Here is a 25,300-nt window from a genome sequence, read left to right as displayed (position 1 = left end):
CACTGATTAAAAATTATCAAATTTTATATTTTTAATAATTTTTTGTTATTAATTTAGTGGAGAGAGTGGATGATTCACGCCAAAAAACTCACTCACCTTTGAAGATGAGTGAGTGTGCGGTCATGACGCTGTTGGGTAATCAATATAACCAACTTCATTTCCACCGTATAAGGTTAATCTTGCATCGGCATCAAATTCAGCGAGTGGCTTGTTGTGTTTAAAGCGTTCCACTAGGTCAGGGTTTGTGACATAAGGCGTGCCAAAAGCAACCAAATCGGCATAGCCTTTGGTTAATAATGTTTGTGCGCTTTCTTGTGTCAGCTTACCAGCGACCATAATGGTGTGAGGATATATAGCTCGTATCTCTTGTCTAAAGTGATCTGTTGCTTCTGTGTATTCACCAATATTTTCAGAAAAATGCACATAAGCTAAATTAAGTGGGGCAATTTCTTTAAGCAGCAACTTTGTGACGTCAATAATATCACTGTCAACTTCACTAAAGCCTTCACCTACCAAAGGCGATAAGCGTATTGCGACTTTATTGGCACCTATGGCATCAGCAACAGCGTTGATAATATCCACTGTCAATCTAATACGGTTTTGTTGACTGCCGCCATATTGGTCCTGTCGCTGATTACTGACTTTACGCATGAATTGGTCGAGTAAATAGCCATGTGCACCATGGAGCTCAATACCGTCAAACCCCGCTTCTATTGCGTTTTTTGCTGCTTGGACAAAATCCGCAACGGTTTGGTCGATATCAGTTTGCGTCATAGCACGAGGTACTGAGGTTTCAACCATGCCATATCCCCCGTCAGCGAGAGGACCATAGACTTTATCTGCTTGTTTTATCGCTGAAGGAGCAACAGGTTGCTCACCAGCAATATCAGTATGAGAGCGTCTGCCAACATGCCAAAGTTGAGTAAAAATTTTACCGCCTTTTTGGTGTACGGCATCGGTGACTAACTTCCAACCTTCTATTTGCGCTTGTGTATAAATGCCAGGTGTCAGTGAGTATCCTCTGGCCACTGCTGAAACTGGCGTTCCCTCTGAAATAATTAACCCCGCACTGGCTCGTTGCTGATAGTAAGTTGCCATCAATGCGTTAGGCACATCGCCAGGCTGACTGGTGCGTGAACGTGTCATTGGTGCCATAGTAATGCGGTTAGCCAGCCTTGAACTTGCTAAATCAAATTCGGTAAATAACATAACAATTCCTGATGATTGTTGATAAAAATGCAAATTAAAATGAAACACCTAAGGTGATTAGGCGCTTTCTGATTCTGAAAACGTGGGATAATCAGTTAAGCCTTTTTCATTACCGCCAAACAAGGTTTGTGGATCATGATTTGCCCAAGGTTGACCGTGTTTTATCCGTGATGGCAGGTCTGGGTTCGCGACAAATGGTCTACCAAAAGCAATCATGTCAGCCACACCTGATTCGATAGCTGAGATTGCTCGTTCAACGGTGTATTTACCCGCATAAATCAACACTCCGGCAAAGGCATTGCGTATGGCATTTTTAAAGCTATTACTCATAACGGGGGCATCATCCCAGTCGGCCTCTGCAATATGTAAGTACGCAATATTATGCTTATTTAACAGCGCAGCTGCAGCAACATAGGTTTGTTCTGGATTAGCATCGACAGTGCCATTAAGTGTCGTGAGTGGTGCTAACCTGACACCAATTTTGTCGGCACCAATAACAGCAGCCATTGCGCTAATCACCTCATCAAGAAATCGCAGTCTATTCGTTAAGTTTCCACCATATTTATCGGTACGGTGATTAGATTCAGAATCAATAAACTGGTTAATCAAATAGCCATTAGCGGCATGAAGTTCAATACCATCAAAACCTGCATTAATTGCATTGCTAGCCGCTTGTGTAAACTCGGCGATCACTGTATCAATATCTGCTTGCGTCATTTCGCGTGGGGTTACCACATCAACAAAACCGGGAGCATGAGTACCATCGTCGATGAAAACCTTAACGTTATTCGCTTTAATTGCAGAGGATGAAATAGGTTGCAATCCACCAATATTTTGCGGGTGAGTAACACGACCAACATGCCACAATTGAGCAAACATGACCCCATTGTTTGCGTGTACAGCCTTGGTGACTTTTTGCCATCCATCTAATTGGGCTGATGAATATATTCCAGGGGTCCAAGCATAGCCTTGTGCTAAAGGAGATATTTGTGTGCCTTCACCAATGATAAGTCCTGCTGAACTTCGCTGAGCGTAATAGGCTGCCATCATTTCATTTGCGCTGTTATCAGGCAAACTCGCTCTTGAGCGGGTCATGGGTGGCATGACAATGCGATTTGCCAACGTAAGTTGGCCTAATTTGATTGGGTTAAATAGTGCTGCTGTCATGATTTTTCCTCGACATTGGGCTAATGAAGGAAATCATAACGGCAAGAACTCATTGCAAAAACAGCAAATGATACAAATAACTTTTGTTAAATATGCAAAAGTAAATGCTGTAATTTCAGCGCTACAACTTCATTGAGCGCCAGAACAATTCAAAACTTGCTTCACGGTGGACTTTATCATGGCCCCACTGAGGGTTATCGGTGAAGTAGCGAATCGCAGCTAAATATTGACCATGGCAATTCTCAAGCATTAATGTGATTGGAAAATCGGCAATGATGTTCAGTTGCTGACCTTTGGCGATAAGCTCAATAATGAAATGTAAAATACTGTTCATCGCTTGAGAGCGGATTTCGGGATCAATATCAGATGATAAAGAAAACTGCAGGAAAAATTTTTGTTTGGTTGGATTTAACAGTGCCCAATCAATCGCATGTTGCCACAGTTTATTGGCGCTGCTTTTTAATGTCGCTGCGTTATTTACATCCGCTGAAATAGAGTTACTGGTATGAAAATCTATATCAGTAATCAATTGCTCTAAAGAAGCCTCTTTATCATTGATTGGCGATAAGGATTGCGTCATCGAATGGGTAAGCGAATCAGCAAACTCTTGCTTTACCACAACAAAGAGATGATTCAATAGGGCTTCTTTAGAAGGAAAGTGATGAAATAAGGTGCCTGTTGCCACTCCTGCTGTTTTTGCTATTGAAGCCGTGGAAGTGCCATGAAAGCCTTGGTCGACAAACAGTTGTAACGCGCCATCTAAAATAGCTTGTTTTTTATCTGTTGCAGCAGGTTTTATGGTGGCTGACATACGCGTTTGATTTCCTATGTTGATTTATATTCTTTGTTTTACTTAGGCTTAGAATAAAGTGGGTGAGGATATATTGCACCCACTTTGAACTAACGTAAAAACATCTTCATCAATAGCGCTTGGATTTTTGTACCATAAGGAGGATGAACAAATAAACCAGAATTAAACTTGCCACTTTTAAGGACTGTTTTGGCATGGCTAAATGTCAAAAAACCTTCTTTACCATGATAATGTCCCATGCCTGATGGGCCAATACCGCCAAAAGGTGCATCATCTGCAGCAACATGAAATACAGTATCGTTTATACAAACGCCACCCGAATGGGTGTGCTGAACGATGTGTTGCTGGGTTGAGCTATCAAAACTCATGATATATAAGGCTAATGGACGTTCTCGTTGATTAATATATCCGATCGCATTATCAATATTTTTATAGCTCACAATAGGCAGCAAGGGGCCAAAAATCTCTTCTTGCATCACGGTCATATCATCGGTGGTGGCAGTGATTAATTGAGTCGGTAATTTACGAACATTAGCATCAATATTGTATTCGGTTGCAGAGTGGATCACCGCACCTTTTTGTTTAGCGTCTTCCAATACAGTTAATAAACGCGAATATTGACGTTCATTAATGACATTGCCGTAATCAGGGTTAGAGTCAAAGTCAGGGTACATCTTATTGAAGCGCTTTTGATATTCACTGATGAGTTCATCAACCTTATCTTCTGGGCATAAAATGTAATCAGGTGCGACACAGATTTGGCCTGCATTTAAACATTTACCGTAAATGAGTCGCTCGACTGCTGTGGCAATATCAATATCAGGTGCAATAACAACAGGAGATTTCCCGCCGAGTTCAAGTGTGACTGGCGTGAGGTTATCGGCCGCAGCACGCATAACGTGACGACCTACTGTGGTAGAACCGGTGAAAAGCATATGATCAAAAGGCAGGGCAGAGAATGCCGCTGCTACATCAGCCTCACCCTCAATGACTGCAACTTCATTTTCATTAAAGATTTTTGCCAACATTGCTTTAATCACTTGGTTGGTCGCTGGGGTAAATTCAGACATTTTCAACATGGCTCTGTTACCAGCAGCAATGGCGGTTATTAATGGGCCAATGGCTAACATCACAGGGAAATTCCATGGGACGATAATGCCGACAACACCCAATGGCTGATAGTGAACCGTTACAGATGAAGGCGCGAGAAGTAAGCCTGCATGACGACGATTTGGTTTCATCCATTTTCTAAGGTTTTTCAGCGTGTAATTGATGTTATTTACACATGGCATGATGTCAGAAATCATGGTGTCGTTACTTGAGCGATGACCATAATCGGCAGCGAGAGCAGTAACAAATTGCTCACTTTGCTCCAATAATCCAGCTTTGAGCTGTTCAAGTTTGCTGACTCTTGACTGATAACTAGGTGCTGGCATTGAGTTGTAAGCCTGTCGCTGTAGGTCGAGGTGTTGTTTCAATGAGCTTTGGTGTGTTTCATTGAGCGCCATATTCATCTGCTTCTCCTAGTGTTTTTCTGTAGCCTAATTATCGTTTAAAATTAAACCGACTGATTAGTCGGTTTAATATGAGCTATAAATCATCAAAAGGCAAGTTTTAGATAATTTGAGTTACAGAAGTTGATACAGCTCAAGGAGCAAATTAGTGTTTTACACTACACTTTTATTAGGAGATAGTAATTAACGTAAGCCACACGAGATTTAAGTATTAATTAAAAATGTGTTGATATTCTGCCTATGGATATTGTCACATTAAGTCTTGTATAGGCGGTATCAGTAACACCTAGTTAGCTGAAAAATTTTAATTTTTTTCAATCTACAAGAGGGCGTCACTATGCGTTCACGTAATATATTATGGCCGACTGATTTTTCTGAGACGGCTTCTCATGCTTTGCGATATGCCATCGAAATGGCAAACTTATATCAAGTTGGTATTCGTATTCTTCATGTGGTTGATCAGCCTCTGGGTGATGAGAATTATATGATTCTCGCCATCACACCAGAAGAGTTAGCAAAAAGTATGGAGCAGGCCGCTGCAGATAAAATGCGCGGTTTATTAGCTGAGCTTAAAACTGACTTACCCGTCGAAACCCTAATTCGTCGCGGCGATGCAATTGAAGAAATCGTTGCAGAAGCCAATAGCGGTGATATTGGTATGGTAGTGATCGCTAGTCATGGCCGAACAGGGTTAGCACATTTTCTCCATGACAATGTCGCGGAGGAAGTAGCCAATCAAGCGCTTTGTCCAGTACTGGTTGTGAAATAGTTAGCGTGCACTGCGCTCGATATGTGAGTTGTTTTGTAAAGCGAGAAGTCACGATTTAAGCTTATTTAATCGTGACTTTAGCGGATAAAAACGTCTTTATAATGTTATTGGTAGTTAGGCTTAAATCCAATTAGTGGTGTCATACTTTGTCGCCATCATGGCTTTTTCCGATATATATTGCGCATCGCTTTGACTAATATAAGGCAAAGTCATTTCGCCACTGGCTAATCCTAATGTCAGGTACGCATAACCTTTTTGTTTTTGTCCTTGAGTTTGCGTGATGGTGACATGCTGAACTTTAATAAAAGGAATGCGCTTCCATTCTCGACTGAACAATCCACTATGTTGCCATACCGCTTCCTCATCAATGACGTACCCCCATTGTTGGTAGCGCAAGTAGATAAGCCCACTGATAACAACTGCGGATACACAAATTAGTAGACTTGCTAAGTTGGCGCCCAAAAACAGTGACAAAATCGCAGCGGGAATGAACGGCAAATACCCTCGCCGTAAAAACCAAGCAAAAGCGATTGACTGATACTGACGCGGAACATTGCACGAGCCGCCTGCAAGTCCGGTTATTTTGCCAAGGGTGGATTGTAGCTCTGTGGTTTTGACTGAAGGAATGAGCATGTGCTGTTCAGTTTTTTGCTCAACTTCTTGTCCCTTTACTTGTTTTAAATACACAGTCCAAACATTAAATAACCTTGCTAATACAGGTTGGCTGATTTGTACAAGTTGAATCCGTTTAATCGCTAATGCATCTTGCTGATGTGAAATGACTCCACCACTTCTTTGCAGAGTTTGTTGTCGCTTCTCTAGGGTGAAAGGAAAATATTTTAGTACGGCAGAAAAAATAGAAATCAAAGCGAACAGGCAATATACCAAGGCAATTAATAGCAAAATGATGCTCACTTGTAGGATAATATTGTCACCGCTTAACGTGATAATACTATGCCAAAGTTGTTGAAAAAACGGGATTTCGGCGAGTGTTTCCCATTGTATTTGTCCTAAGATTGGTCCTGCGATAACGGCGAGCCAGATAAGGTTATTCTGATAAAATCCAAATTTGATTAGCTGTAATAAATTGCGCCTAATAATAATGTTCGGCAGTGACTGGCTAGAATTATTTGCTGGATCTGTACTATCGAATGCATGAGTTCGTGTCGCTAAGTTGGTTATATCATTTTTGCTGCTGGCATCATCATGATCCAATAAAGATTCACTATTGCCGTTTTCCTCAAGACTATTTGCTGTTATCTGTAACAGTTGCTGCTTAATTTTATAGGCGGTATTTGAGTCCACTGCTGCAAGATGTGCTTCATCATTTTTTGAGCCTGCCGTTTCAATGATTAACGTTCCTAGCTTTAAGGGCTTAAAATACAGAGGTTGCTCGTAGCGAATATTTTGGATTTTATTAAATGGGATCTCATCTTTGCGAGTAAACAGTAGTCCTCGCTTTATATTCAATTGATTATCAGCAAGCTTAAAACGGTATTTTTTCCACTGTATAAATGAAAACACGGTTAACGAGATAATCAGAAATAGTGCAGCAATCATTGCAAAGGATAAATCAAAGCCGTTTTTCCAACCTGCGAAGACAATTGGGATCATGGCATAACCATTCGATAAAATGGCTTTTGCAGTCCCGAAACTAAAACTGAGCATGGCCCAAGGTGATAAAGCTTGCCACTGACTAAATTTGTCCATGGATTGCTGATTGGTGCTTTGTTGGGAAGGTTCAGTCATCTTGCTTTTCCGACTTTAGCTTATTTTCAGCGGTTTCTGATTGAGTCGTTTGATGTGAGATAACAGGCTGCTCTGCTGATGTTTGGTGGGCAGCTGTTTGTCGGACTGAGGGGATAAACTGTTGTTCGACCTGCAGATGCTCTGTGTTGACTGGCTCAATATCTGTGCTGTCTGGCTGAAGCTCTGTTTTGACTTGTTCAGGTATTGATTTGTCTTGTTGGTGCGAAGTCGCTCTATGCAGTAAGTGTTGTCTTAGGTGTTCTGCTGTTTCAAACTTCAAGCCGGGTAAGTTAATTTCTGCAGCGCCACTTCCTGCACTGAAGCATTTTAACGTCGCTAAGTTAAACTGTCGCTGAATCGGGTTTTGCGACAAGCTGACATGTTGCAGTCGGCTAAAAGGTAGGGTGGTGGTTTTTACCCACCACAAGCCTTTTCTCATGACAAGTTCATGCTTGAGTACGCCGTAATAGACCTTTTTTGCAGCTAGATACTTCAGTGAGATCCAAAGAGTGCCAATAGACGTTATGGCAGTAATAGCAATCAGGATATCTGTGAGTGGTTGGGTGTGCTGAATATTCATCAGCACCATGATGGCGGTTAGAATGATTAGCACAATAATACTGATTTGAAGCGCGGCTTGTATGGGATAGCGCTTATCAACGGGAGTTAACGTTAATGCGTTGTATGGTTGCCATTGTGTTGGCTCAAGCTGGCTTTTATCGTCAATTTTTGTCATTTATATGCTCATTGGCTGCAATGTCAGGGTTCAATGTTAGGCTGCAATGTAAAGGGTAATGCTAATCAGACATAGCAGCCTTGTGCAGTAAGTCGAAAAGGTCTTTGGGCACTCATGTAAGCTTAAGTGACTAAAATAGCTTTATATTCATGCAATAATCTTTTACTTTGAAAGTATAAGACAAAGGCTCCTTTGTTGGTATTTAACTATTATTTTCATCAAAAAAGAGGCGAAATTGACTCAAACTGTTTCTAAAGCACATAAAGCATTTTTGCGAAAACTCTATCTTTGCTATTTGATTAGCCGAGATAAACATAATTTATTATCTTTGCATAAAATGACCCAAATGCCCCGCAGAACCATTCAAGATACATTGGCATCAATGTCTGATATTGGTGTGACGGTTCAGTTTATTCAAGAGGGTGAACGTCATAATGCTGGTTACTATAAAATTGATGATTGGGGCCCCATTAACCCGCAATGGTTAGAGCAAAATCATGTGTGTATGACAACACAATTAGCGATGACGATACCTTAATGGTAGTAGGAGATTCCCTCTTTTATCTAGGTCGCTAATTTATCTATTCTTTCCTTGCTGGGGGATGTGCCCGCTGAAATCTGGTTCCTGCCAGCTCGCTTAGCTTGGTATAGGTGTTTATCGGCGATCTCAATAAGCATAGGTAATTGGTTGATGGCACTGCAACTGGTGACAATGCCAATACTGGCTGTGACGTTGACCTTTTGCTGACTTTGAGTAAAGGAGAGTTTAGCAATGTTTTCACACAGCCTTGTTGCTAGGGTACTGGCTTCTTGCTCTTGGGTGTAAGGTAAAAAGATAATAAACTCCTCGCCGCCCCAGCGCGCTAAAATATCGTTTTTTCGTAATGTATCTCTGATTAACGCGGCGACTTTAACCAGCACTTCATCGCCAAAATTATGCCCATAGGTATCATTAATGCTTTTAAAACGATCGATATCTACCATCAAGATAGACGCTGCTTTTTTGACTTGCCTTTCTGTAAATTGAGGCTCAACTAATTGGTAAAAAGCTCGGCGATTATTCAACCTTGTTAACGGGTCCATGTTAGCCATTTTCTCGGCAATTGTTTTTTCGTTTTCTACCCGTCTAAAGCGTTCTGTTAATGCCAGTGCGAGCAGTAATACATCAATAAACACCCCGAGCTCTGCAGCCCTATAGGTAAATTGATTGAATGGGATATAAGCCCAAACGGCAAGACAGGTAATGGCAATCCCGATCATTGACGAAATTGAGGCGATTAAGAAAAATCTTGCTGAGATGTTACCAAAGTTGAGTGACAGTATTCCCAGCACGATCATCAAGCCGCTAAACAGCAGCATTAAATCAAACGCAAAAATGAGTCCTAAAACTCGGTCTTGAAGCACTGCAGCAAGCAGCATTAGTGCCGGAAAGATAATACAGAGGCTCTTGAGAATTTTGTTTAAAGTGGGGAGTTGAAATTTAAGTCGTAAAAAGTGGCAAGCAAACAGTATCCCACTGGTGCAAAAGCTGACCATCAGTATCGGGATAGACCATTGTTGCCATATCGGTGAATCTGGCCATAACCATAATGAACCATGGCCGCTATAGGCAAAATTAAGCAGCAAAAAATTCAATAAATATAAGCTGTAAAATAAGTAGCTTTTTAGACGAAGACCAACATATAAAATAAAGTTATAAATTAATAACGCAGTGATTGATCCATACAAAAAACCATAACTATAAGCATTGAAGGCATTTTTCTTAGCCATTTCCTGCTGGTCGAATAAATACACAGGGATAACCATAGCATCAGGGGTTTGCACCCGAATTAACACCGTGGTTTTACCTGGTGGATAGCGGTAGTTAAAATTAAAACTAGGCTGCTGTGACTCTTGTTGATAAAACAATGATAAGTCACCTTGATGCTCAAAATGGATGATGTGATCATCCGCAAACCAAAAACTACTGACTTCATCTAGCCAATAGTTATCTATATGAATGGTTTTTTCTTGTTCTGATTGGCTGTTATTAATGAGTGTGAGACTTAACCAAACTGGTTTGGCATTGATACCATAATTACTGATATGTTGACTGACAGGACTAAACTGACCTTGCTGTAATAACGAATATGCTTGTGAGGCATTGAGTCGCTCATCCTCAATATATTGCTTTAGTGATAAACCGATAGGCTTGTTGTGTTTATCAGATAAATACAGTTCTTTGGCGTGAACAGCGTTAGGGTTCATGCAGATAAATAAACAAATAATCAGCGTCAATATCCATTTCATAAATGCGGTCACATGCCATTGTTATGATGTCATCGAGAAATCCATTCATTACTTTTTTGCAAAAAAGTAATCCAACCTTATGGCGACAGGGTATAAATCCATATCGCTCTGAGTGAACGTTTTTAGCTAAATAAGTATAATATACAAGCCTAGCTCAATTTAGACTCTCATAATATAACTAAGCTTAATATCATAAATGCGTATCAATTTTGTTTATATACTAAAGGATTAGTCACAACGGTCAGGTTAGATGCTGTGCATCATCATAAAGTGATACAAAGGCAGGTTATTTAGCATGAAACAATTAGGATTTGAATTTGATAACTCTCAACCAGTGAGTCCTACTACTCAAGGGGCTGATGATATCAGTGAAAAACAAACTGCTGAGACAAGTTCACCTATTGCGCCCATTACATATTTAGCCAACTTCTTACCTTTACCATTGCAAACTTCACTGCTTCAAGAAGCGAACTCATATCAATTTGAAAAACCGATCGTAACGATATTTGGCAAGCAACATCCTATTCCACGCTCCCAGATCTGGTTTGGTGATTCAGGTTGCGAATATCAATATTCATCACTCATGATAAAGCCACAACCTTGGCCACCTGTATTGCTGAAAGTAAGACAAATACTTGAGTCGCAATTTAATATCATGACCAATGGTGTGTTGGTTAATCGCTATGAAAATGGACAAGATTGCATGGGGTGGCACAGTGATAACGAGCCTGAGATTGCTGCCAATTCAGATATTGTATCGTTAACATTAGGAGCCAGTCGTACTTTTGTCATGAGACACATGCAAACACGGCATAAACACGCCATYGAACTTAGCAGTGGCGACTTACTGATCATGCATGCAGGTATGCAAGATGAGTGGCAACACGCCGTACCTAAACGCCTAAAAGTGAATGAGCCAAGAATTAATTTTACCTTTAGGCAAATGATTGTGGGATTTCATCAGGGGTATAAGAGAGTGAGCAGTAGATAAAGTATACAAGACGCAATCGTAAACTTGTTTTGCCAACTGGATCTTGTTGGGTTGTTGCAAGTTTGATTTTTGAAACGTTAATCAGTAGTCTTCACTTTTTACGATGTAGATAAAAAGAGCTTGTTATGTCAGTTGAACACGTTATTACCGAAAAACTGAACCAATCTTTTAGCCCTGTCCATTTAGACGTGCTTAATGAAAGCAATCGTCATCATGTGCCGCCTAATTCTGAAACCCACTTTAAAGTCGTTGTCGTCAGCGACAAGTTTGATGCTCAGCGTCTCATTGCTAGACACCGTGCAGTCAATGCTGTGTTAGCAGAAGAGTTAGCTAATGGAGTGCATGCGCTGTCGATTAATGCTTATACACAAGAAGAGTGGCAAGCGCTAGACAGTGTGCCAAAAACACCAAACTGCAAAGGTTAATACAGCTTAACAGTTAGCGATTAACACATGACCTAAACCTCATCTTTCGTATGGGGTTTTTTATTGCCTTACATTTACTAAACCAAATCTTTTTATCTTATTTTTTACATGAGTTATTTTCATACTCTTATGGATTAACTGAGTGTTTTCTAAGCTTTGATGTGGGATTTATTGGCTATTTAGGGCTTGTTTGTCCATTACTGATAGTTTGTCATAACAGTGTCATCAATCATTGTTAAAGATTAGTGTAGGCCTGAAATAGGCCTAGCTGCTTGCTGTTAATTTTGATGCTATGATGCCAAAAGATTTCACCCACTTTAAGGAATAAGCAATGCCTTTACTTGATAGTTTCACCGTTGATCATACTCGAATGGAAGCGCCAGCTGTACGTGTAGCGAAGCATATGAGCACACCAAAAGGTGACACCATTACAGTATTTGATTTACGTTTTTGCACCCCTAACAAAGATATTCTAAGTGAGCGTGGTATCCATACTTTGGAGCACTTATTTGCAGGCTTTATGCGTGACCACCTTAATGGAGACAATGTTGAGATTATCGACATTTCCCCTATGGGATGTAGAACGGGCTTTTATATGAGCCTTATTGGTGTGCCATCTGAGCGTATCGTTGCTGATGCATGGTTGGCTGCGATGGAAGATGTACTAAAAGTAGTTGAACAAACTGAAATTCCCGAGTTAAACGAATATCAATGTGGCACCTTCGAAATGCATTCATTAGAGCAAGCACAAGATATTGCACGTGCGATTATTGCAGCGGGTGTAAGTGTGAATCGTAATGATGACTTAAAATTGAGTGATGATATTTTAGGGACTTTATAATTGTTGCTAATGATCCCATTAGGTATTTGATAAAAGCGGCTTAGGCCGCTTTGTTTTTTAGTGGTTAATTTTTTATTAAAATACTGTTTTTATTTGTATGAAAACGTTATTGTTATCAGTCAATGGAAGGATTTTGTCATAACAATAAGGGACCGAACTCAACGGTGCCGATGATGTATTTTGGGAGTTAACCATGTCTAAAAGTCAATTCAGCTTGTCTGTAATTGCTTCTGCTGTGCTATTTGTTTGTCATTCAGGTTCAACTTATGCAGCCGCCTCAGTTACAGCTGCGATGGATGAATCAAATAATAGCGTTATTCTCACTCAACCTCAGACTGCGTCTTTGCATTATCGTGATAGTGATATTCCTTTAGCATTATCAGGCATGACAGTATTGCCGACAAACCAAACAACAACAGTGACCCACCGCGGAGCAATTAATGGCGTTGCGGTGACCCAAGACAGAGTCAGCTTTTCTCCTTCTCCTTATGCAGCGCCTCATTTAGTACTGCAACCTAACTTAGTATTACAAGAGTCTATCGCTGCTTTAAGTCTGACCGATGTGACTAAGGGCGGTATGGGCGCATTTGGTCATGTTAATTACACAACGGCGCAAATTAGCCCTAATGAAATGGGGGGCCGAGCCAATATTGAAATTAACGATAATGGCGATGGCCATGTTGGTGCAATTGCCAGCGGCTTGAATAAAGAATATGGCATGTTGCTTGGGGTTGATTATCAAAATACGGCAGAAGAAGTAGGTTTTGCCAGTCAATTTGATAATGAAAAAACGCAAACCGATATCATGTTCAAGATTAATGCTGATAGCTTAGTTGGTGCGCGTAACCCACAAAAAACCGAGTTCATGTATCAGTATACCGACTCTGAAAGTGGTTATTCTAATGTTGGCCTAATTGCACAAGACTGGAACAGTAAGCCCGCTACCCGCTACTCAGCAACTCAAAACGATCAGCAAGAAGGTAAGCGGCATAAGTATCAAGTTAGCCATGTGGTTGATTTAACTGGTGGCACTCAAATGGTGTCAGATTTTTATTATCAGTCCTACGATGAAAAAATCTCGCAACTGAATCGTTTAGAAGGCGTTGCGATTGGTGTAGCAGAATTGCAAGCCATTGCTGCGATGGATGCCAACCCTTCTGCAACGGCAAACTTAGCCTCAATGCTCGAAGATAATCATTATGCTGGTTATGGTTTACAAACCGAAGGTGTCAGTCAATACGGTGCTCATCAAGTCACCTACGGCGCTTTATATCATTCAGATAAAGCAGAAATGAAATTTGGCCAACAAGATTGGCTCTGGAATATTGATAGAAGTTTATCAAGCGTATCGGTGGATAAAGCGCTTATGGCTTATGTAGATGATGTGAATGTTTTCACGACAACTGCAGATGCAAAGCTAAACTACGGCGCGTTGTCATTTAACCTTGGTGTGGCTTTCGAGAGTGTCAGTACAACTCGTGAAGTTGGAGTGGAAGCTTATGGTGTTGAAGAAGCTGACTTTTCTGATGATGGTTGGATCCCGTCTCTTGAAATAGCTTATACAACAGGTAACTGGAAAGCCGCTTTTGCCGCCAAACAGTCTTGGACTGCTGCATCTGCAGGTAATGCTGAGATGAAAGCGCAAGAGTCAATGCATTATCAACTTGGTTTTACTTATCAAACCCAAGTATTGAATCTTGGTGTTAACTTATACATGCAAGACTTTGATAATCAGCATGTCACTTGTATGTGGAGCATGGCGTGCGATTTCTCACAACGTTATATGCAGGTCAATATCGAAGACGTAACAGCAAATGGTGTCGATCTATCTGCAGATTACCAATTTAGTTTTGATTCGTTTGCGATACCGTTATCGGTTCAATATCAGTATAGCCAAGCAGAGTTTGGTGAATCTGGTGTCAATGAGCTTATTGGCCTTTACATTGAAGGTGAGCAATTACCTTGGGTTCCTGAACAGCAAATTGCCTTGAGCACGGGTGTTGTAGTAGGGGACTTTAGCTTTATGACACAGGCGCTTTATCAATCAGAGCTGGGTTATGCTACGGCAATTTCTGGTGGTGAAAAAATAGATGGCCAGTGGAAAGTTGATATTGCTGCAAATTATCATTTATCGAATGTGCATGAAATTTATCTACGTGTTGAAAATGTGCTTGATGAAAATTTAGTCAGTCAGCAATCAAGTTTAGGTATTACCTCGCAGGGTGAAATGCTGAGTTATGTGGGTTACCAAGCGCGTTTCTAATTAATTTGAGTGTCAGCCTTCCTACCTTACTGTTTTAAAAGCGCTTTAGCATGGGCTATTTTAGCCTATGCTAAACGCTACATTTGTTAACAAATAGATAAAACACTTCTTATATTAATTCTTTTAAAATTAATGCTATAGTGCCCTTGTTACTGAAATATTGCATCGGATCGCTATTTATCGGCCTATTCCACACCCTAAATAGGTGTAATTGTTTAAAAATGAACAATCAAAAATTTCAATCACCTATTATTTTCGTGGCGATAGCGCACATTTTGGGGTAAAATGCGCGCGACCAGCGTGATTGCGATCGCATTTCCGTGATAAATCTGCGCTAGCTCAACACTGAAGTGTTTGTTAACACTTTGTTTTTTTGGGTAGGAACGCGGCGCATTGTCTTTCCTTCAAACGTAGTGCTTGTGGATATGATTACAATAAAGAAAGGATTGGAACTACCTCTAGCAGGTGGCCCAGAGCAAGTTATCCATAATGGCCCAGCCATTAAGAATGTCGCCACTTTGGGTGAAGAGTATATTGGCTTACGTCCAACGATGAAAATCAAGGTTGGCGATAAAGTTAAAAAAGGTCAGGTAATTTTTGAAGACAAAAAGAACCTTGGCGTTAAATATACTGCTTTAGCTAGTGGGACTGTATTAGAAATTAACCGGGGTGCGAAACGTGTACTTCAGTCAGTAGTTATTGAAGTTGAAGGTGATGAAAAAGTCAGCTTTACTCAATACAGTGCTGATGCGTTAAACACGTTAGATGCAGCTGTTGTCAAAGAGAACTTGATTGAATCAGGTCTATGGACAGCTTTGCGTACTCGCCCTTTCAGTAAAGTACCTGCTGTTGACTCAGTCGCTGCTGGTATTTTCGTCACCGCAATAGATACCCAACCACTAGCTGCAGATCCTGCCGTTGTGATTGCTGAGCACAAAGAAGACTTCGCAAACGGTTTGACCCTACTTGCTAAGTTAACTGAAGGCAAAGTATTCCTGGCTAAAGCACCTGGTGCCGATATTCCTTCTGGGAATGCACAAGTTGAAGAGTTTGCTGGAAAGCATCCTGCTGGCTTAGTGGGTACTCATATTCATAACTTACTTCCTGCATCTGCAACACGCACTGTATGGCATGTTGGCTATCAAGATGTGATTGCAATCGGTCAGCTATTTACTCAAGGCGAACTTAACACTCAACGTGTTATTGCCATTGGTGGCCCACAAGCTAAGAACCCACGTTTAATTCGTACGGTCTTAGGTGCAAGCACAACTGAAATTACCGCTGATGAGGTAGAAGGTAATGCTGTACGTGTTATCTCTGGTTCAGTATTAAGTGGTCGTCAAGCTGCAGGTCCTCATGCTTACCTTGGACGTTATCATCAACAAATCAGTTTGTTGCTTGAAGGCACTGAAAAAGAATTGTTTGGCTGGGCGATGCCTGGTAGCGACAAATTCTCTATTACACGTGCATTCTTAGGCCACTTAAACCGTTCACGTTTATTTAATATGACGACCAGTACTGGTGGTTCTGACCGTGCAATGGTGCCAATTGGTAATTATGAGCGTGTTGTTCCGCTAGACATTTTACCAACAATGCTACTACGTGACTTAGTTTCTGGTGATTACGATGGTGCTGCGGCGCTAGGTGCACTTGAACTAGACGAAGAAGATTTAGCATTGTGTACCTTCGTATGTCCGGGCAAGTATGACTATGGTACATACCTGCGTGATTGTTTAGATACGATCGAGAGGGAAGGCTAATATGAGCTTGAAAGATTTTATCGAGCGTATTGAACCGCAATTTGAAAAAGGCGGCAAGTACGAAAAGTGGTATGCCCTGTATGAAGCGGCTGCGACTGTGTTTTACACTCCGGGTAAAGTAAACAAAGGTAGCACGCACGTGCGTGATAACCTTGACCTTAAGCGTATGATGATTACGGTTTGGGCTTGTACTTTTCCTGCGATGTTCTTTGGTATGTACAACGTTGGCTTACAAGCGCAAGATGCGTTAATTGCTGGCTTTGCTACTCCTGATGTATGGCAAGTTAGCTTATTTAGCTTGTTTGGAACTGAGCTTACCGCAGACTCAGGCGTTGCAGCCTTGATGTGGTATGGCGCCTGTTGGTTCTTACCTATTTACGCGGTGACCTTTGCGGTCGGTGGCTTCTGGGAAGTGCTTTTCGCTTCTGTACGTGGCCATGAAGTTAACGAAGGTTTCTTTGTTACCTCTATTCTTTTTGCATTAACACTGCCAGCAACAATTCCATTATGGATGGTTGCACTAGGTATTACCTTCGGTGTGGTTGTTGCGAAAGAAGTCTTCGGTGGTACAGGTCGTAACTTCCTTAACCCTGCATTAGCTGGTCGTGCTTTCCTATTCTTTGCTTACCCACTTAACATGTCAGGTGACACGTCATGGGTTGTTGCTGATGGTTTCTCTGGTGCTACTGCACTGAGCCAAGCGGCACAAGGCACATTAGAATATGGCTTAACGCAGGATTGGTGGGACGCATTCTTCGGTTTCATTCCTGGTTCTGTAGGTGAAGTGTCTACCTTTGCTATTTTACTTGGTGGCGCAGTTATCGTTTATACCCGTATTGCTTCATGGCGCATCATTGGTGGTGTGTTACTTGGCATGATTGCGGTATCAACATTGCTTAACGTTATTGGTAGTGATACCAACGCTATGTTTGCAACACCATGGTATTGGCACCTTGTTTTAGGTGGCTTTGCATTCGGTATGATGTTTATGGCAACTGACCCTGTTTCAGCCTCATTTACTAATAATGCGAAATGGGCTTACGGTCTGTTAATTGGTGCGATGGCGGTATTTATCCGTGTTATTAACCCAGCATTCCCTGAAGGCATGATGTTAGCAATTCTATTCGCTAACTTATTCGCACCTTTATTTGACCACTTTGTGGTTCAAGCAAATGTTAAGCGGAGGATTTCACGTGGCCAGTAATAAAGAATCAATCGGCAAAACATTATTTGTTGTTATTGGTTTGTGCTTTGTCTGCTCAATGTTTGTTTCGACTGCAGCAGTATTATTAAAGCCGACTCAACAACAAAATAAATTATTAGATAAGCAAAAGTATATTCTTGAAGCTGCGGGCTTAGTGGATACTAAAGCTGGCAAAGTAGAGAAAGACGTTATCATCGAAAAGTACAATAAGTACGTTGAAGCTCGCCTAGTTGATTTAAAAACAGGTGACTTTGTAGATGGTGATGCTGATACGTTTGATGTTGAAAAAGCAGCGCGAACTCCAGCGACTTCTTTCAAGCCTGAGAACGATATTGCTTCTGTTAAACGTGTAGCGAATCAAGGTGTTATATATCTTGTAAAAGATGATAACAATGCACTACAAACCGTTATTATTCCTGTTAAAGGTTACGGTTTATGGTCAACCATGTTTGCTTTCTTAGCAGTTGAAGCTGATATGAACACGATTCGTAGTTTAGTGTATTACGACTTCACAGGTTCTGGTGAAACCCCAGGTCTAGGTGGTGAAGTTCAAAATCCACAATGGATTGCGAAGTGGGAAGGGAAGAAACTTTATGATGACAATGGCAACTTAGCTATTCAAGTGACTAAAGTTCCAACTATCGCTTCTTCAGTTCACGGTGTAGATGCATTATCTGGTGCGACACTGACAAGTAATGGTGTTCAGCATTCATTAACTTTCTGGTTAGGTGAAGAAGGTTTTGCACGCTTTATCGAAAAAGCACGCAATGGAGGACTTAGCTAATGGCTGATGCTAAAGAACTTAAACAGGTTCTGACTGGACCTATCATTAATAACAACCCAATTGCTCTGCAAATTCTGGGTGTATGTAGTGCGCTAGCTGTTACCGCGAAAATGGAAACCGCTATTGTAATGACATTAGCGTTAACTGCAGTGACCGCATTTTCGAATTTATTTATTTCGATTTTACGTAATCACATTCCAAGCAGTGTTCGTATTATTGTGCAAATGACGATTATTGCTTCGTTAGTAATCGTGGTTGACCAAGTATTGCAAGCTTACGCCTATGACGTAGCTAAGCAGTTATCAGTATTCGTTGGTTTGATTATTACTAACTGTATTGTAATGGGTCGTGCAGAAGCTTATGCGATGAAAACGCCACCTTTAATGAGCTTTATGGACGGTATCGGTAACGGCTTAGGCTACGGTGCAATCCTATTATCAGTTGGCTTCTTCCGTGAGCTATTTGGTAACGGTTCTTTATTTGGTGTTGAAATCCTAAGCAAGGTCTCTGACGGTGGCTGGTACCAACCAAATGGTTTGTTACTTCTTCCTCCTAGTGCGTTCTTCTTGATCGGTATGTTGATCTGGATTATCCGTACTTACAAGCCAGAGCAAGTAGAAGCGAAAGGGTAAGCGCAATGGAACATTATATTAGTCTGTTAATTCGTTCAATATTCATTGAGAACATGGCATTAGCCTTCTTCTTGGGTATGTGTACCTTCTTGGCTGTGTCTAAGAAAGTCACAACTGCGATGGGACTTGGTGTAGCAGTAATTGTGGTTCTTGCCATTGCTGTACCAGTTAACCAAATCATCTATCAAGGTTTATTAGCACCCGGCGCACTCGCTTGGGCAGGTGTACCTGATGCAGATTTGAGCTTCTTGAAGTTCATTACTTTCATCGGTGTTATCGCTGCACTCGTACAAATTTTGGAAATGGCGTTAGATAAGTACTTTCCTCCTTTGTATAACGCGTTAGGTATTTTCTTACCATTGATTACCGTTAACTGTGCGATTTTTGGTGCAGTATCATTCATGGTTGAGCGTGACTACAACCTAGGTGAGAGCTTGGTATTCGGTATCGGCTCAGGTATTGGTTGGGCATTAGCAATCGTATTGTTAGCCGGTCTTCGTGAGAAAATGAAGTATTCTGATGTGCCAAATGGCCTACGTGGTTTAGGGATTACCTTCATCACTTCTGGTTTAATGGCGCTAGGTTTCATGTCGTTCTCAGGTGTCTCTCTTTAAGAGAGACCTTACGACGTATTACTTTGAACCTTAAAGGATAAGTTAATGGATATTCTTAACGCTACTCCAATAGATGTATATCTAGGTGTGAGTATGTTTACTGCAATCGTTTTGATCTTAGTATTAGTGATCCTATTCGCTAAATCTAAGCTGGTTGCAAGCGGTGATATCACTATCTCAATCAATGATGATAGCGACAAAGCAATTAAAACAGGTGCGGGAAGCAAGTTGCTTGGCGCATTAGCTGATAACGGTATTTTCGTATCAAGTGCCTGTGGTGGCGGTGGCTCTTGTGGTCAGTGTCGTGTGAATGTGAAATCAGGTGGTGGTGATATTTTACCGACCGAGCTTGATCACATCAGTAAAGGTGAAGCTCGTCAGGGTTGTCGTTTAGCCTGTCAGGTTAACGTTAAAACTGACATGGATATCGAACTTGATGAAGAAATCTTCGGCATCAAGAAGTGGGAATGTGAAGTTATCTCTAACGATAACAAAGCAACCTTCATTAAAGAGCTTAAGCTACAGATTCCTGATGGTGAATCAGTGCCTTTCCGCGCTGGTGGTTACATCCAAATTGAAGCGCCAGCTCACCATGTTAAATATGCAGATTTTGATGTACCTGCAGAATATCGTGGCGACTGGGAGCACTTTGGCTTCTTCAACCTTGAATCTAAAGTTGATGAAGAAACTATTCGTGCATACTCAATGGCTAACTACCCAGAAGAGTTTGGAATCATTATGTTGAACGTGCGTATTGCTACGCCGCCTCCACGTAACCTAACTCTACCTTGTGGTAAAATGTCTTCGTACATTTGGAGCCTGAAAGAAGGTGATAAAGTCACTATTTCTGGTCCATTTGGTGAGTTCTTCGCAAAAGAAACTGATGCTGAAATGGTGTTTGTTGGTGGTGGTGCTGGTATGGCGCCAATGCGCTCACACATCTTCGATCAACTTAAGCGTCTTAACTCTAAGCGTAAGATGAGCTTCTGGTACGGTGCACGTTCTAAGCGTGAAATGTTCTACGTAGAAGACTTTGATGGCCTAGCTGCATCAAATGAAAACTTCGAATGGCATGTTGCGTTATCTGATCCGCAAGAAGAAGATAACTGGGACGGATACACGGGGTTCATTCACAACGTATTGTATGAAAACTACCTACGTGACCATGATGCGCCAGAAGATTGTGAGTTCTACATGTGTGGACCTCCAATGATGAATGCTGCTGTTATCGGTATGCTTAAAGACTTAGGTGTTGAAGATGAAAACATCTTACTCGATGACTTTGGTGGCTAATGTGCTAATCGCAAATGATTAGATATAATCCTAAAAGACATTGAACGTCATAAATTGCAGCTTGCTGACACGGAGGTCATCTTCGTTAAGTAAGCTGCATTTTTTATGTTAGATAACCCTAATTTGAAGTTTGAGATGATTAATATTTCTTTTAAAGCACTGCTTGTACCTTTGGTTGTATTACTTCTAACTGCTTGTGGAAGTGAAGACGATATTGTGTCGTTATCGGGCAATACTATGGGAACGACTTACCACATCAAAGTGGTGAGAAATGATCGCTTACCGACCACCCAACTACTGCAAGCGGAAATCGACATAGCGCTTGAGTTAGTGAATGACCAGATGTCGACTTATCGACCTAAGTCAGAATTGTCTCGTTTCAATAAGCTGTCAGTAAACCAAAGCATCACTGTTTCGGAAGATACCATAAAGGTATTTAAAGAAGGGGTACGATTATACAATGTGACAGGTGGTGCGTTAGATATCACATTAGGTCCACTGGTTAATCTTTGGGGGTTTGGGCCAGACAAGCGCCCTACTGAAATACCAAGCCAAGAAACCATTGATATCGTTAAAGCAAAGGCTGATATTCATGGGTTTACCATTAATGGACTAAAGATCACTAAAACTAACCCCGACTTGTATGTGGATTTGTCTTCACTTGCTAAGGGTTATGGCGTAGATAAAATAGCTAACTTACTTAATAAGTATCAGGTAGCGGGTTACTTAGTTGAAATTGGTGGTGAGATCAGTGTTAAAGGTGTGAAGGATGATGGTTCGCCTTGGCGTATTGCAGTTGAAAAGCCAACGACTGAGGGTGGCGTCATCCAGCAGGTCGTAGAACCTGGCAATATGGCTTTAGCTACATCAGGTGATTACCGTATTTATTATGAAGAAGAGGGTGAGCGATTCTCGCACCTCATCGACCCTAGAACGGGTTACCCAATTAAACACAAGTTAGCTTCAGTCACAGTATTACATCCTAGTAGTATGACTGCTGATGCGTATGCTACGGCAATGATGGTACTGGGTACCGAAGCGTCGTTGGCACTTGCTCATGAGCAGAACTTACCAGTTATGTTGATTGAGAAAGATGACGACCATTTCGAAGTCTTTTATAGTGAAGCTTATGGGCCTTATATTCAGTAAGTGACGATTAAGCTTTATTGGCAATACAATGATAAAGAAGTATAAGTGAGAAATTATGATGAGTACCTTTATAGCGGCCTTTGTCGTGTTGTTATTATTTTTCCTATTAATGTCTGTTGGCTACATTATTAAGCGTAAAGCTGTAGAAGGCAGTTGCGGTGGTCTTGGTGTTCTTGGCATCGAAAAAGCTTGTGACTGCGATGATCCGTGTGATAAAAGAAAACGTCGAATGGCGGAATCTGAGCGTGAAGCTAAGCTAAATCAGAACCGTATTATTTAACCTGCATCTCATCGCGATACTCAAAGCGACTTAGCGGATCTAGGTTAATTAAATAGCCCAATGAGGTTTATCTCATTGGGCTTTTTTATGTCTGAAATAGTTTGTCATCTCATTCGATACAACATTTACAAAAATCATTTTAGGTAACATTTAACGATTATTCTGTGAACAAGCGCATGTAGCGTTTTTGTATTTTTAACCTATAACCGTGATTCCATTGAAGTTAACGGTATTTAAACTGAAGTGAAACTAGTTAATAACCTAAGTTGTAATGATAATGATTATCACTAATCAAGTGTATGATTTTAAAGGGTATTTGTAATTAATGAACGTATGTACTATCCTGTTGGAAATTGATCCAGATCAATCTTGAATTAAAGGACAGAATTATGAAAGGCCACCCTAAAGTAATTAGTCAGCTGAATAAAGTGCTGACGTGTGAGTTAACTGCCATTAACCAGTATTTCCTACATGCACGCATGTTCAAACATTGGGGTTTAGAAAACCTGAATGAAAAAGAATACAAGAAATCGATTCAAGATATGAAGCATGCCGACAAGCTAATTGAGCGTGTGTTATTTCTGGAAGGATTACCCAATTTACAGCAACTCGATAAGTTACGTATTGGTGAGCATTGTGAAGAGATGCTTGATTGTGACGAGCAAGCGTTAACCGAGCAGCTTGTCGTACTGAAAGAAACCATCAAGTTGTGTGAAGCAGAGCGTGACTATGTGAGTCGTGATCTACTTGAAGATTTACTCGAAGATGAAGAAGAACATCTTGATTGGATTGAGTCTCAAAAAGAACTCATCAATCAAACAGGTATTCAAAATTACCTTCAATCACAAATTAAAGATTAATAGGAATTTAACATGAAAGGTCATCCAGAAGTTATTGCAGCGCTAAACGCACTATTAACCGGTGAATTGTCGGCGATGGATCAATATTTTGTTCATGCTCATATGTATGAAGATTGGGGATTTGATGAGTTATACACTCGTATTCTTCATGAATCAGACGATGAAAAAGCGCATGCTGCCAAGTTAGTACAACGTATTTTATTCTTAGAAGGTACTCCAGACGTTGCGAGTCGTGAAGCACTCAACATCGGTAAAGATGTTGAAGAGATGCTGAAAAATGATTTGAACTACGAGTATGCCGTTGCTGATCATTTACGTGAAGTCATTGCACTTTGTGAAGAAAAAGAAGACTTCCAAACTCGTGAAATCTTAGAAGTATTATTAGATGATACTGAATCAGATCATATGTACTGGTTAGAAAAACAAATTCGATTGATTGATCGTGTTGGATTACAGAACTATTTACAGACGAAAATGTAAAAAGTCACTGGTATTAACAAGCCCAACAATGTTGGGCTTTTTTGTTTTTGTACTAAGTTACTTGGTGAAAAAGTCACTATAAAAGGGCTTAGATAAATAATGTGTAACAGACACCTCCGTAACTAAATCACCATGTTAACTCGCAAACGCTTGTTGAAATAGCTAAATTCGCTTCATTGATAAGCAGATTTGATTCAAATATCAGCGTTACTAGTGTTATTTCTTGGTACTGTTTATTTATACAGTGATTTTATCCATCTGCTATGATAAATTAATTAATCAGTTAATGAGCTAGAAAGAGCTTGCTTGAAAATGGTCCGTAAAATTATTCATATCGACATGGATTGTTATTTTGCAGCGGTGGAGATGAGAGATTTTCCAGAATTGCGTGGCAAACCCTTAGCTGTGGGGGGCAGAAGCGATCGCAGGGGCGTGATCAGCACATGTAATTATGAAGCTCGCCAGTTTGGTGTGCGCTCTGCTATGTCGAGTTATCAGGCGTTAAAATTATGCCCTGATCTCACTTTAGTGCCAGGTCGAATGGATGTCTATAAATCAATTTCCGTACAAATTAGAGCTATCTTTCATCGCTATACCGATTTAGTTGAGCCTTTATCTTTAGACGAAGCCTATCTAGATGTCACGGACTGTCATGCTCACAAGGGCAGTGCCACTTTAATTGCTAAGGCGATTCGTCAAGAAATACTCGATGAAACCGGGTTAACAGCATCAGCAGGTGTTGCGCCCATTAAGTTTCTTGCCAAAATTGCTTCAGATTTAAATAAGCCCAATGGGCAGTATGTTATCCCTCCTGAAGATATAAACGCCTTCGTAAAGCCATTAACGCTGAACAAAATTCCTGGCGTGGGTAAAGTGACCTCGGCAAAGCTAGCCGCCCTTGGTCTAACAACCTGTGAAGACGTGCAACATTACCCAAGTGATAAACTGATTGCAGCATTTGGTAAATTTGGTCGAGTTCTGATTGAACGTGCGCAAGGTATCGATAATCGGACAATCAGCCCCAATCGAGTCAGGAAATCGGTCGGAGTTGAAACCACACTAGCACAAGATATCTTTACGCTTGAGCAGTGCAATAATGTCATGCCGCAATTAATTCAAGAGCTCATTGCTCGAGTTCACCGCAGTGCAAAGGATAGGCAAATTCATAAGCAAGTGGTTAAGCTAAAGTTTAATGATTTTAAACAGACTACGATTGAACACCGTAGTGATGAAATATCATTGAACCTGTTTCATGAATTATTAAGCCAAGCTTTAGCGCGAGCAAATGGCAGGGGGATTCGTCTAGTCGGCGTGTCGGTCGGATTAGCTGATATTGAAATTGGCACCAAGGATAAACAGTCAAACACTGAACAACTTGATTTAAACTTTTAAGCTGATGCGTATTTTACTGACTACTCGCTTCGCTTAAATGAAAAAGGCTGCCATTCTCAAGAGAATGGCAGCCTTTTTGACGTTTTTA

24 protein-coding genes are annotated in these 25,300 nt (G+C 40.9%); 17 read left to right on the top strand and 7 right to left on the bottom strand.

Annotated features, from left to right (window positions below):
- Nucleotides 1-120 precede the first annotated feature (120 nt).
- The 4 genes from A9267_RS06900 to A9267_RS06885 all read right to left on the bottom strand — a co-directional run bounded on the left by A9267_RS06900 (nucleotide 121) and on the right by A9267_RS06885 (nucleotide 4,701).
- Entirely contained in the window at nucleotides 121-1,209 is a 1,089-nt protein-coding gene (locus A9267_RS06900; RefSeq protein WP_065108678.1) for an alkene reductase, read from the bottom strand.
- Between the two features lie 57 nt (nucleotides 1,210-1,266).
- Complete coding sequence (locus tag A9267_RS06895) at nucleotides 1,267-2,376, bottom strand: alkene reductase (RefSeq protein WP_065108677.1); 1,110 nt, start codon at nucleotides 2,374-2,376, stop codon at nucleotides 1,267-1,269.
- Between the two features lie 121 nt (nucleotides 2,377-2,497).
- Nucleotides 2,498-3,187 (bottom strand): TetR/AcrR family transcriptional regulator, encoded by a 690-nt coding sequence (locus A9267_RS06890; protein ID WP_065108676.1) that lies wholly within the window; start codon nucleotides 3,185-3,187, stop codon nucleotides 2,498-2,500.
- An 89-nt stretch (nucleotides 3,188-3,276) separates the two neighbouring features.
- Complete coding sequence (locus tag A9267_RS06885) at nucleotides 3,277-4,701, bottom strand: coniferyl aldehyde dehydrogenase (protein ID WP_065108675.1); 1,425 nt, start codon at nucleotides 4,699-4,701, stop codon at nucleotides 3,277-3,279.
- Between the two features lie 337 nt (nucleotides 4,702-5,038).
- Here A9267_RS06885 and A9267_RS06880 point away from each other — a divergent pair, with 337 nt between their 5' ends.
- A complete protein-coding gene (locus tag A9267_RS06880; RefSeq protein WP_055023671.1) occupies nucleotides 5,039-5,470 on the top strand; it encodes a universal stress protein in 432 nt (143 codons plus the stop codon).
- A gap of 120 nt (nucleotides 5,471-5,590) precedes the next feature.
- Here the strand turns inward: A9267_RS06880 and A9267_RS06875 are convergent, their stop codons facing one another.
- Both A9267_RS06875 and A9267_RS06870 read right to left on the bottom strand, forming a co-directional pair.
- Entirely contained in the window at nucleotides 5,591-7,219 is a 1,629-nt protein-coding gene (locus tag A9267_RS06875; RefSeq protein ID WP_082972236.1) for a PH domain-containing protein, read from the bottom strand.
- Entirely contained in the window at nucleotides 7,212-7,955 is a 744-nt protein-coding gene (locus A9267_RS06870) for a PH domain-containing protein (RefSeq protein WP_065108674.1), read from the bottom strand. Before A9267_RS06870 ends, A9267_RS06875 begins: the two co-directional genes overlap by 8 nt.
- Nucleotides 7,956-8,190: 235 nt before the next feature.
- On the opposite strand from A9267_RS06870, the gene A9267_RS06865 reads away from it, so the two are divergent.
- Entirely contained in the window at nucleotides 8,191-8,493 is a 303-nt protein-coding gene (locus A9267_RS06865) for a winged helix-turn-helix domain-containing protein (RefSeq protein WP_247663282.1), read from the top strand.
- A gap of 26 nt (nucleotides 8,494-8,519) precedes the next feature.
- On the opposite strand, the gene A9267_RS06860 is transcribed toward A9267_RS06865, so the two are convergent.
- The gene (locus A9267_RS06860; protein ID WP_065108672.1) at nucleotides 8,520-10,244 is read right to left on the bottom strand and encodes a sensor domain-containing diguanylate cyclase; all 1,725 of its coding nucleotides are present in this window, start codon (nucleotides 10,242-10,244) and stop codon (nucleotides 8,520-8,522) included.
- Nucleotides 10,245-10,539: 295 nt separating this feature from the next.
- Here A9267_RS06860 and A9267_RS06855 point away from each other — a divergent pair, with 295 nt between their 5' ends.
- The 15 genes from A9267_RS06855 to dinB all read left to right on the top strand — a co-directional run bounded on the left by A9267_RS06855 (nucleotide 10,540) and on the right by dinB (nucleotide 25,212).
- Entirely contained in the window at nucleotides 10,540-11,235 is a 696-nt protein-coding gene (locus A9267_RS06855) for an alpha-ketoglutarate-dependent dioxygenase AlkB family protein (RefSeq protein ID WP_065108671.1), read from the top strand.
- 125 nt (nucleotides 11,236-11,360) lie between these two features.
- Complete coding sequence (locus A9267_RS06850; protein ID WP_055023677.1) at nucleotides 11,361-11,660, top strand: BolA family protein; 300 nt, start codon at nucleotides 11,361-11,363, stop codon at nucleotides 11,658-11,660.
- 331 nt (nucleotides 11,661-11,991) lie between these two features.
- Entirely contained in the window at nucleotides 11,992-12,501 is a 510-nt protein-coding gene (gene luxS / locus A9267_RS06845; RefSeq protein WP_055023678.1) for an S-ribosylhomocysteine lyase, read from the top strand.
- Nucleotides 12,502-12,694: 193 nt separating this feature from the next.
- The gene (locus A9267_RS06840) at nucleotides 12,695-14,764 is read left to right on the top strand and encodes a TonB-dependent receptor domain-containing protein (RefSeq protein WP_065108670.1); all 2,070 of its coding nucleotides are present in this window, start codon (nucleotides 12,695-12,697) and stop codon (nucleotides 14,762-14,764) included.
- 425 nt (nucleotides 14,765-15,189) lie between these two features.
- Entirely contained in the window at nucleotides 15,190-16,524 is a 1,335-nt protein-coding gene (locus A9267_RS06835) for a Na(+)-translocating NADH-quinone reductase subunit A (RefSeq protein ID WP_065108774.1), read from the top strand.
- A 1-nt stretch (nucleotide 16,525) separates the two neighbouring features.
- Nucleotides 16,526-17,728 carry an NADH:ubiquinone reductase (Na(+)-transporting) subunit B gene (locus A9267_RS06830; protein WP_055023680.1) on the top strand — a complete coding sequence of 401 codons (1,203 nt, stop codon included), beginning with the start codon at nucleotides 16,526-16,528 and terminating at the stop codon, nucleotides 17,726-17,728.
- Nucleotides 17,718-18,512, top strand: a complete 795-nt coding sequence (locus A9267_RS06825; RefSeq protein ID WP_055023681.1) for a Na(+)-translocating NADH-quinone reductase subunit C — start codon at nucleotides 17,718-17,720, stop codon at nucleotides 18,510-18,512. The genes A9267_RS06830 and A9267_RS06825 overlap by 11 nt, the downstream gene beginning before the upstream one ends.
- Nucleotides 18,512-19,144, top strand: coding sequence for an NADH:ubiquinone reductase (Na(+)-transporting) subunit D (locus A9267_RS06820; protein ID WP_055023682.1), 633 nt, complete (start codon nucleotides 18,512-18,514; stop codon nucleotides 19,142-19,144). Before A9267_RS06825 ends, A9267_RS06820 begins: the two co-directional genes overlap by 1 nt.
- Nucleotides 19,145-19,149: 5 nt before the next feature.
- Complete coding sequence (gene nqrE / locus A9267_RS06815) at nucleotides 19,150-19,758, top strand: NADH:ubiquinone reductase (Na(+)-transporting) subunit E (RefSeq protein WP_055023683.1); 609 nt, start codon at nucleotides 19,150-19,152, stop codon at nucleotides 19,756-19,758.
- Between the two features lie 45 nt (nucleotides 19,759-19,803).
- Nucleotides 19,804-21,051, top strand: a complete 1,248-nt coding sequence (gene nqrF, locus A9267_RS06810; RefSeq protein WP_065108669.1) for an NADH:ubiquinone reductase (Na(+)-transporting) subunit F — start codon at nucleotides 19,804-19,806, stop codon at nucleotides 21,049-21,051.
- Between the two features lie 135 nt (nucleotides 21,052-21,186).
- On the top strand, nucleotides 21,187-22,200 hold the full coding sequence (locus A9267_RS06805) for an FAD:protein FMN transferase (protein WP_082972270.1): 1,014 nt from the start codon (nucleotides 21,187-21,189) through the stop codon (nucleotides 22,198-22,200).
- 58 nt (nucleotides 22,201-22,258) lie between these two features.
- The gene (gene nqrM / locus A9267_RS06800) at nucleotides 22,259-22,480 is read left to right on the top strand and encodes a (Na+)-NQR maturation NqrM (RefSeq protein WP_055023787.1); all 222 of its coding nucleotides are present in this window, start codon (nucleotides 22,259-22,261) and stop codon (nucleotides 22,478-22,480) included.
- Between the two features lie 389 nt (nucleotides 22,481-22,869).
- Nucleotides 22,870-23,340, top strand: coding sequence for a bacterioferritin (bfr, locus tag A9267_RS06795; RefSeq protein ID WP_055023686.1), 471 nt, complete (start codon nucleotides 22,870-22,872; stop codon nucleotides 23,338-23,340).
- A gap of 12 nt (nucleotides 23,341-23,352) precedes the next feature.
- A complete protein-coding gene (gene bfr / locus A9267_RS06790; RefSeq protein ID WP_055023687.1) occupies nucleotides 23,353-23,820 on the top strand; it encodes a bacterioferritin in 468 nt (155 codons plus the stop codon).
- 312 nt (nucleotides 23,821-24,132) lie between these two features.
- Nucleotides 24,133-25,212 (top strand): DNA polymerase IV, encoded by a 1,080-nt coding sequence (gene dinB, locus A9267_RS06785; protein ID WP_065108667.1) that lies wholly within the window; start codon nucleotides 24,133-24,135, stop codon nucleotides 25,210-25,212.
- Nucleotides 25,213-25,300: the final 88 nt, after the last annotated feature.

This window comes from Shewanella sp. UCD-FRSSP16_17 (assembly GCF_001675935.1).
In the GTDB taxonomy this organism is placed as follows: domain Bacteria; phylum Pseudomonadota; class Gammaproteobacteria; order Enterobacterales; family Shewanellaceae; genus Shewanella; species Shewanella japonica.
This window is presented reverse-complemented; position numbering and strand designations above follow the sequence as displayed.

Coding starts and splice junctions, on each gene's coding strand:
- A9267_RS06890 (WP_065108676.1), bottom strand. CDS start 3,187: ATGTCAGCCACCATAAAACCTGCTGCAACAGATAAAAAACAAGCTATT.
- bfr (WP_055023687.1), top strand. CDS start 23,353: ATGAAAGGTCATCCAGAAGTTATTGCAGCGCTAAACGCACTATTAACC.
- A9267_RS06860 (WP_065108672.1), bottom strand. CDS start 10,244: ATGAAATGGATATTGACGCTGATTATTTGTTTATTTATCTGCATGAAC.
- nqrF (WP_065108669.1), top strand. CDS start 19,804: ATGGATATTCTTAACGCTACTCCAATAGATGTATATCTAGGTGTGAGT.
- A9267_RS06830 (WP_055023680.1), top strand. CDS start 16,526: ATGAGCTTGAAAGATTTTATCGAGCGTATTGAACCGCAATTTGAAAAA.
- A9267_RS06835 (WP_065108774.1), top strand. CDS start 15,190: ATGATTACAATAAAGAAAGGATTGGAACTACCTCTAGCAGGTGGCCCA.
- A9267_RS06850 (WP_055023677.1), top strand. CDS start 11,361: ATGTCAGTTGAACACGTTATTACCGAAAAACTGAACCAATCTTTTAGC.
- A9267_RS06840 (WP_065108670.1), top strand. CDS start 12,695: ATGTCTAAAAGTCAATTCAGCTTGTCTGTAATTGCTTCTGCTGTGCTA.
- A9267_RS06870 (WP_065108674.1), bottom strand. CDS start 7,955: ATGACAAAAATTGACGATAAAAGCCAGCTTGAGCCAACACAATGGCAA.
- A9267_RS06895 (WP_065108677.1), bottom strand. CDS start 2,376: ATGACAGCAGCACTATTTAACCCAATCAAATTAGGCCAACTTACGTTG.
- A9267_RS06875 (WP_082972236.1), bottom strand. CDS start 7,219: ATGACTGAACCTTCCCAACAAAGCACCAATCAGCAATCCATGGACAAA.
- nqrM (WP_055023787.1), top strand. CDS start 22,259: ATGAGTACCTTTATAGCGGCCTTTGTCGTGTTGTTATTATTTTTCCTA.
- bfr (WP_055023686.1), top strand. CDS start 22,870: ATGAAAGGCCACCCTAAAGTAATTAGTCAGCTGAATAAAGTGCTGACG.
- nqrE (WP_055023683.1), top strand. CDS start 19,150: ATGGAACATTATATTAGTCTGTTAATTCGTTCAATATTCATTGAGAAC.
- A9267_RS06820 (WP_055023682.1), top strand. CDS start 18,512: ATGGCTGATGCTAAAGAACTTAAACAGGTTCTGACTGGACCTATCATT.
- luxS (WP_055023678.1), top strand. CDS start 11,992: ATGCCTTTACTTGATAGTTTCACCGTTGATCATACTCGAATGGAAGCG.
- A9267_RS06805 (WP_082972270.1), top strand. CDS start 21,187: ATGATTAATATTTCTTTTAAAGCACTGCTTGTACCTTTGGTTGTATTA.
- A9267_RS06885 (WP_065108675.1), bottom strand. CDS start 4,701: ATGAATATGGCGCTCAATGAAACACACCAAAGCTCATTGAAACAACAC.
- dinB (WP_065108667.1), top strand. CDS start 24,133: ATGGTCCGTAAAATTATTCATATCGACATGGATTGTTATTTTGCAGCG.
- A9267_RS06900 (WP_065108678.1), bottom strand. CDS start 1,209: ATGTTATTTACCGAATTTGATTTAGCAAGTTCAAGGCTGGCTAACCGC.
- A9267_RS06880 (WP_055023671.1), top strand. CDS start 5,039: ATGCGTTCACGTAATATATTATGGCCGACTGATTTTTCTGAGACGGCT.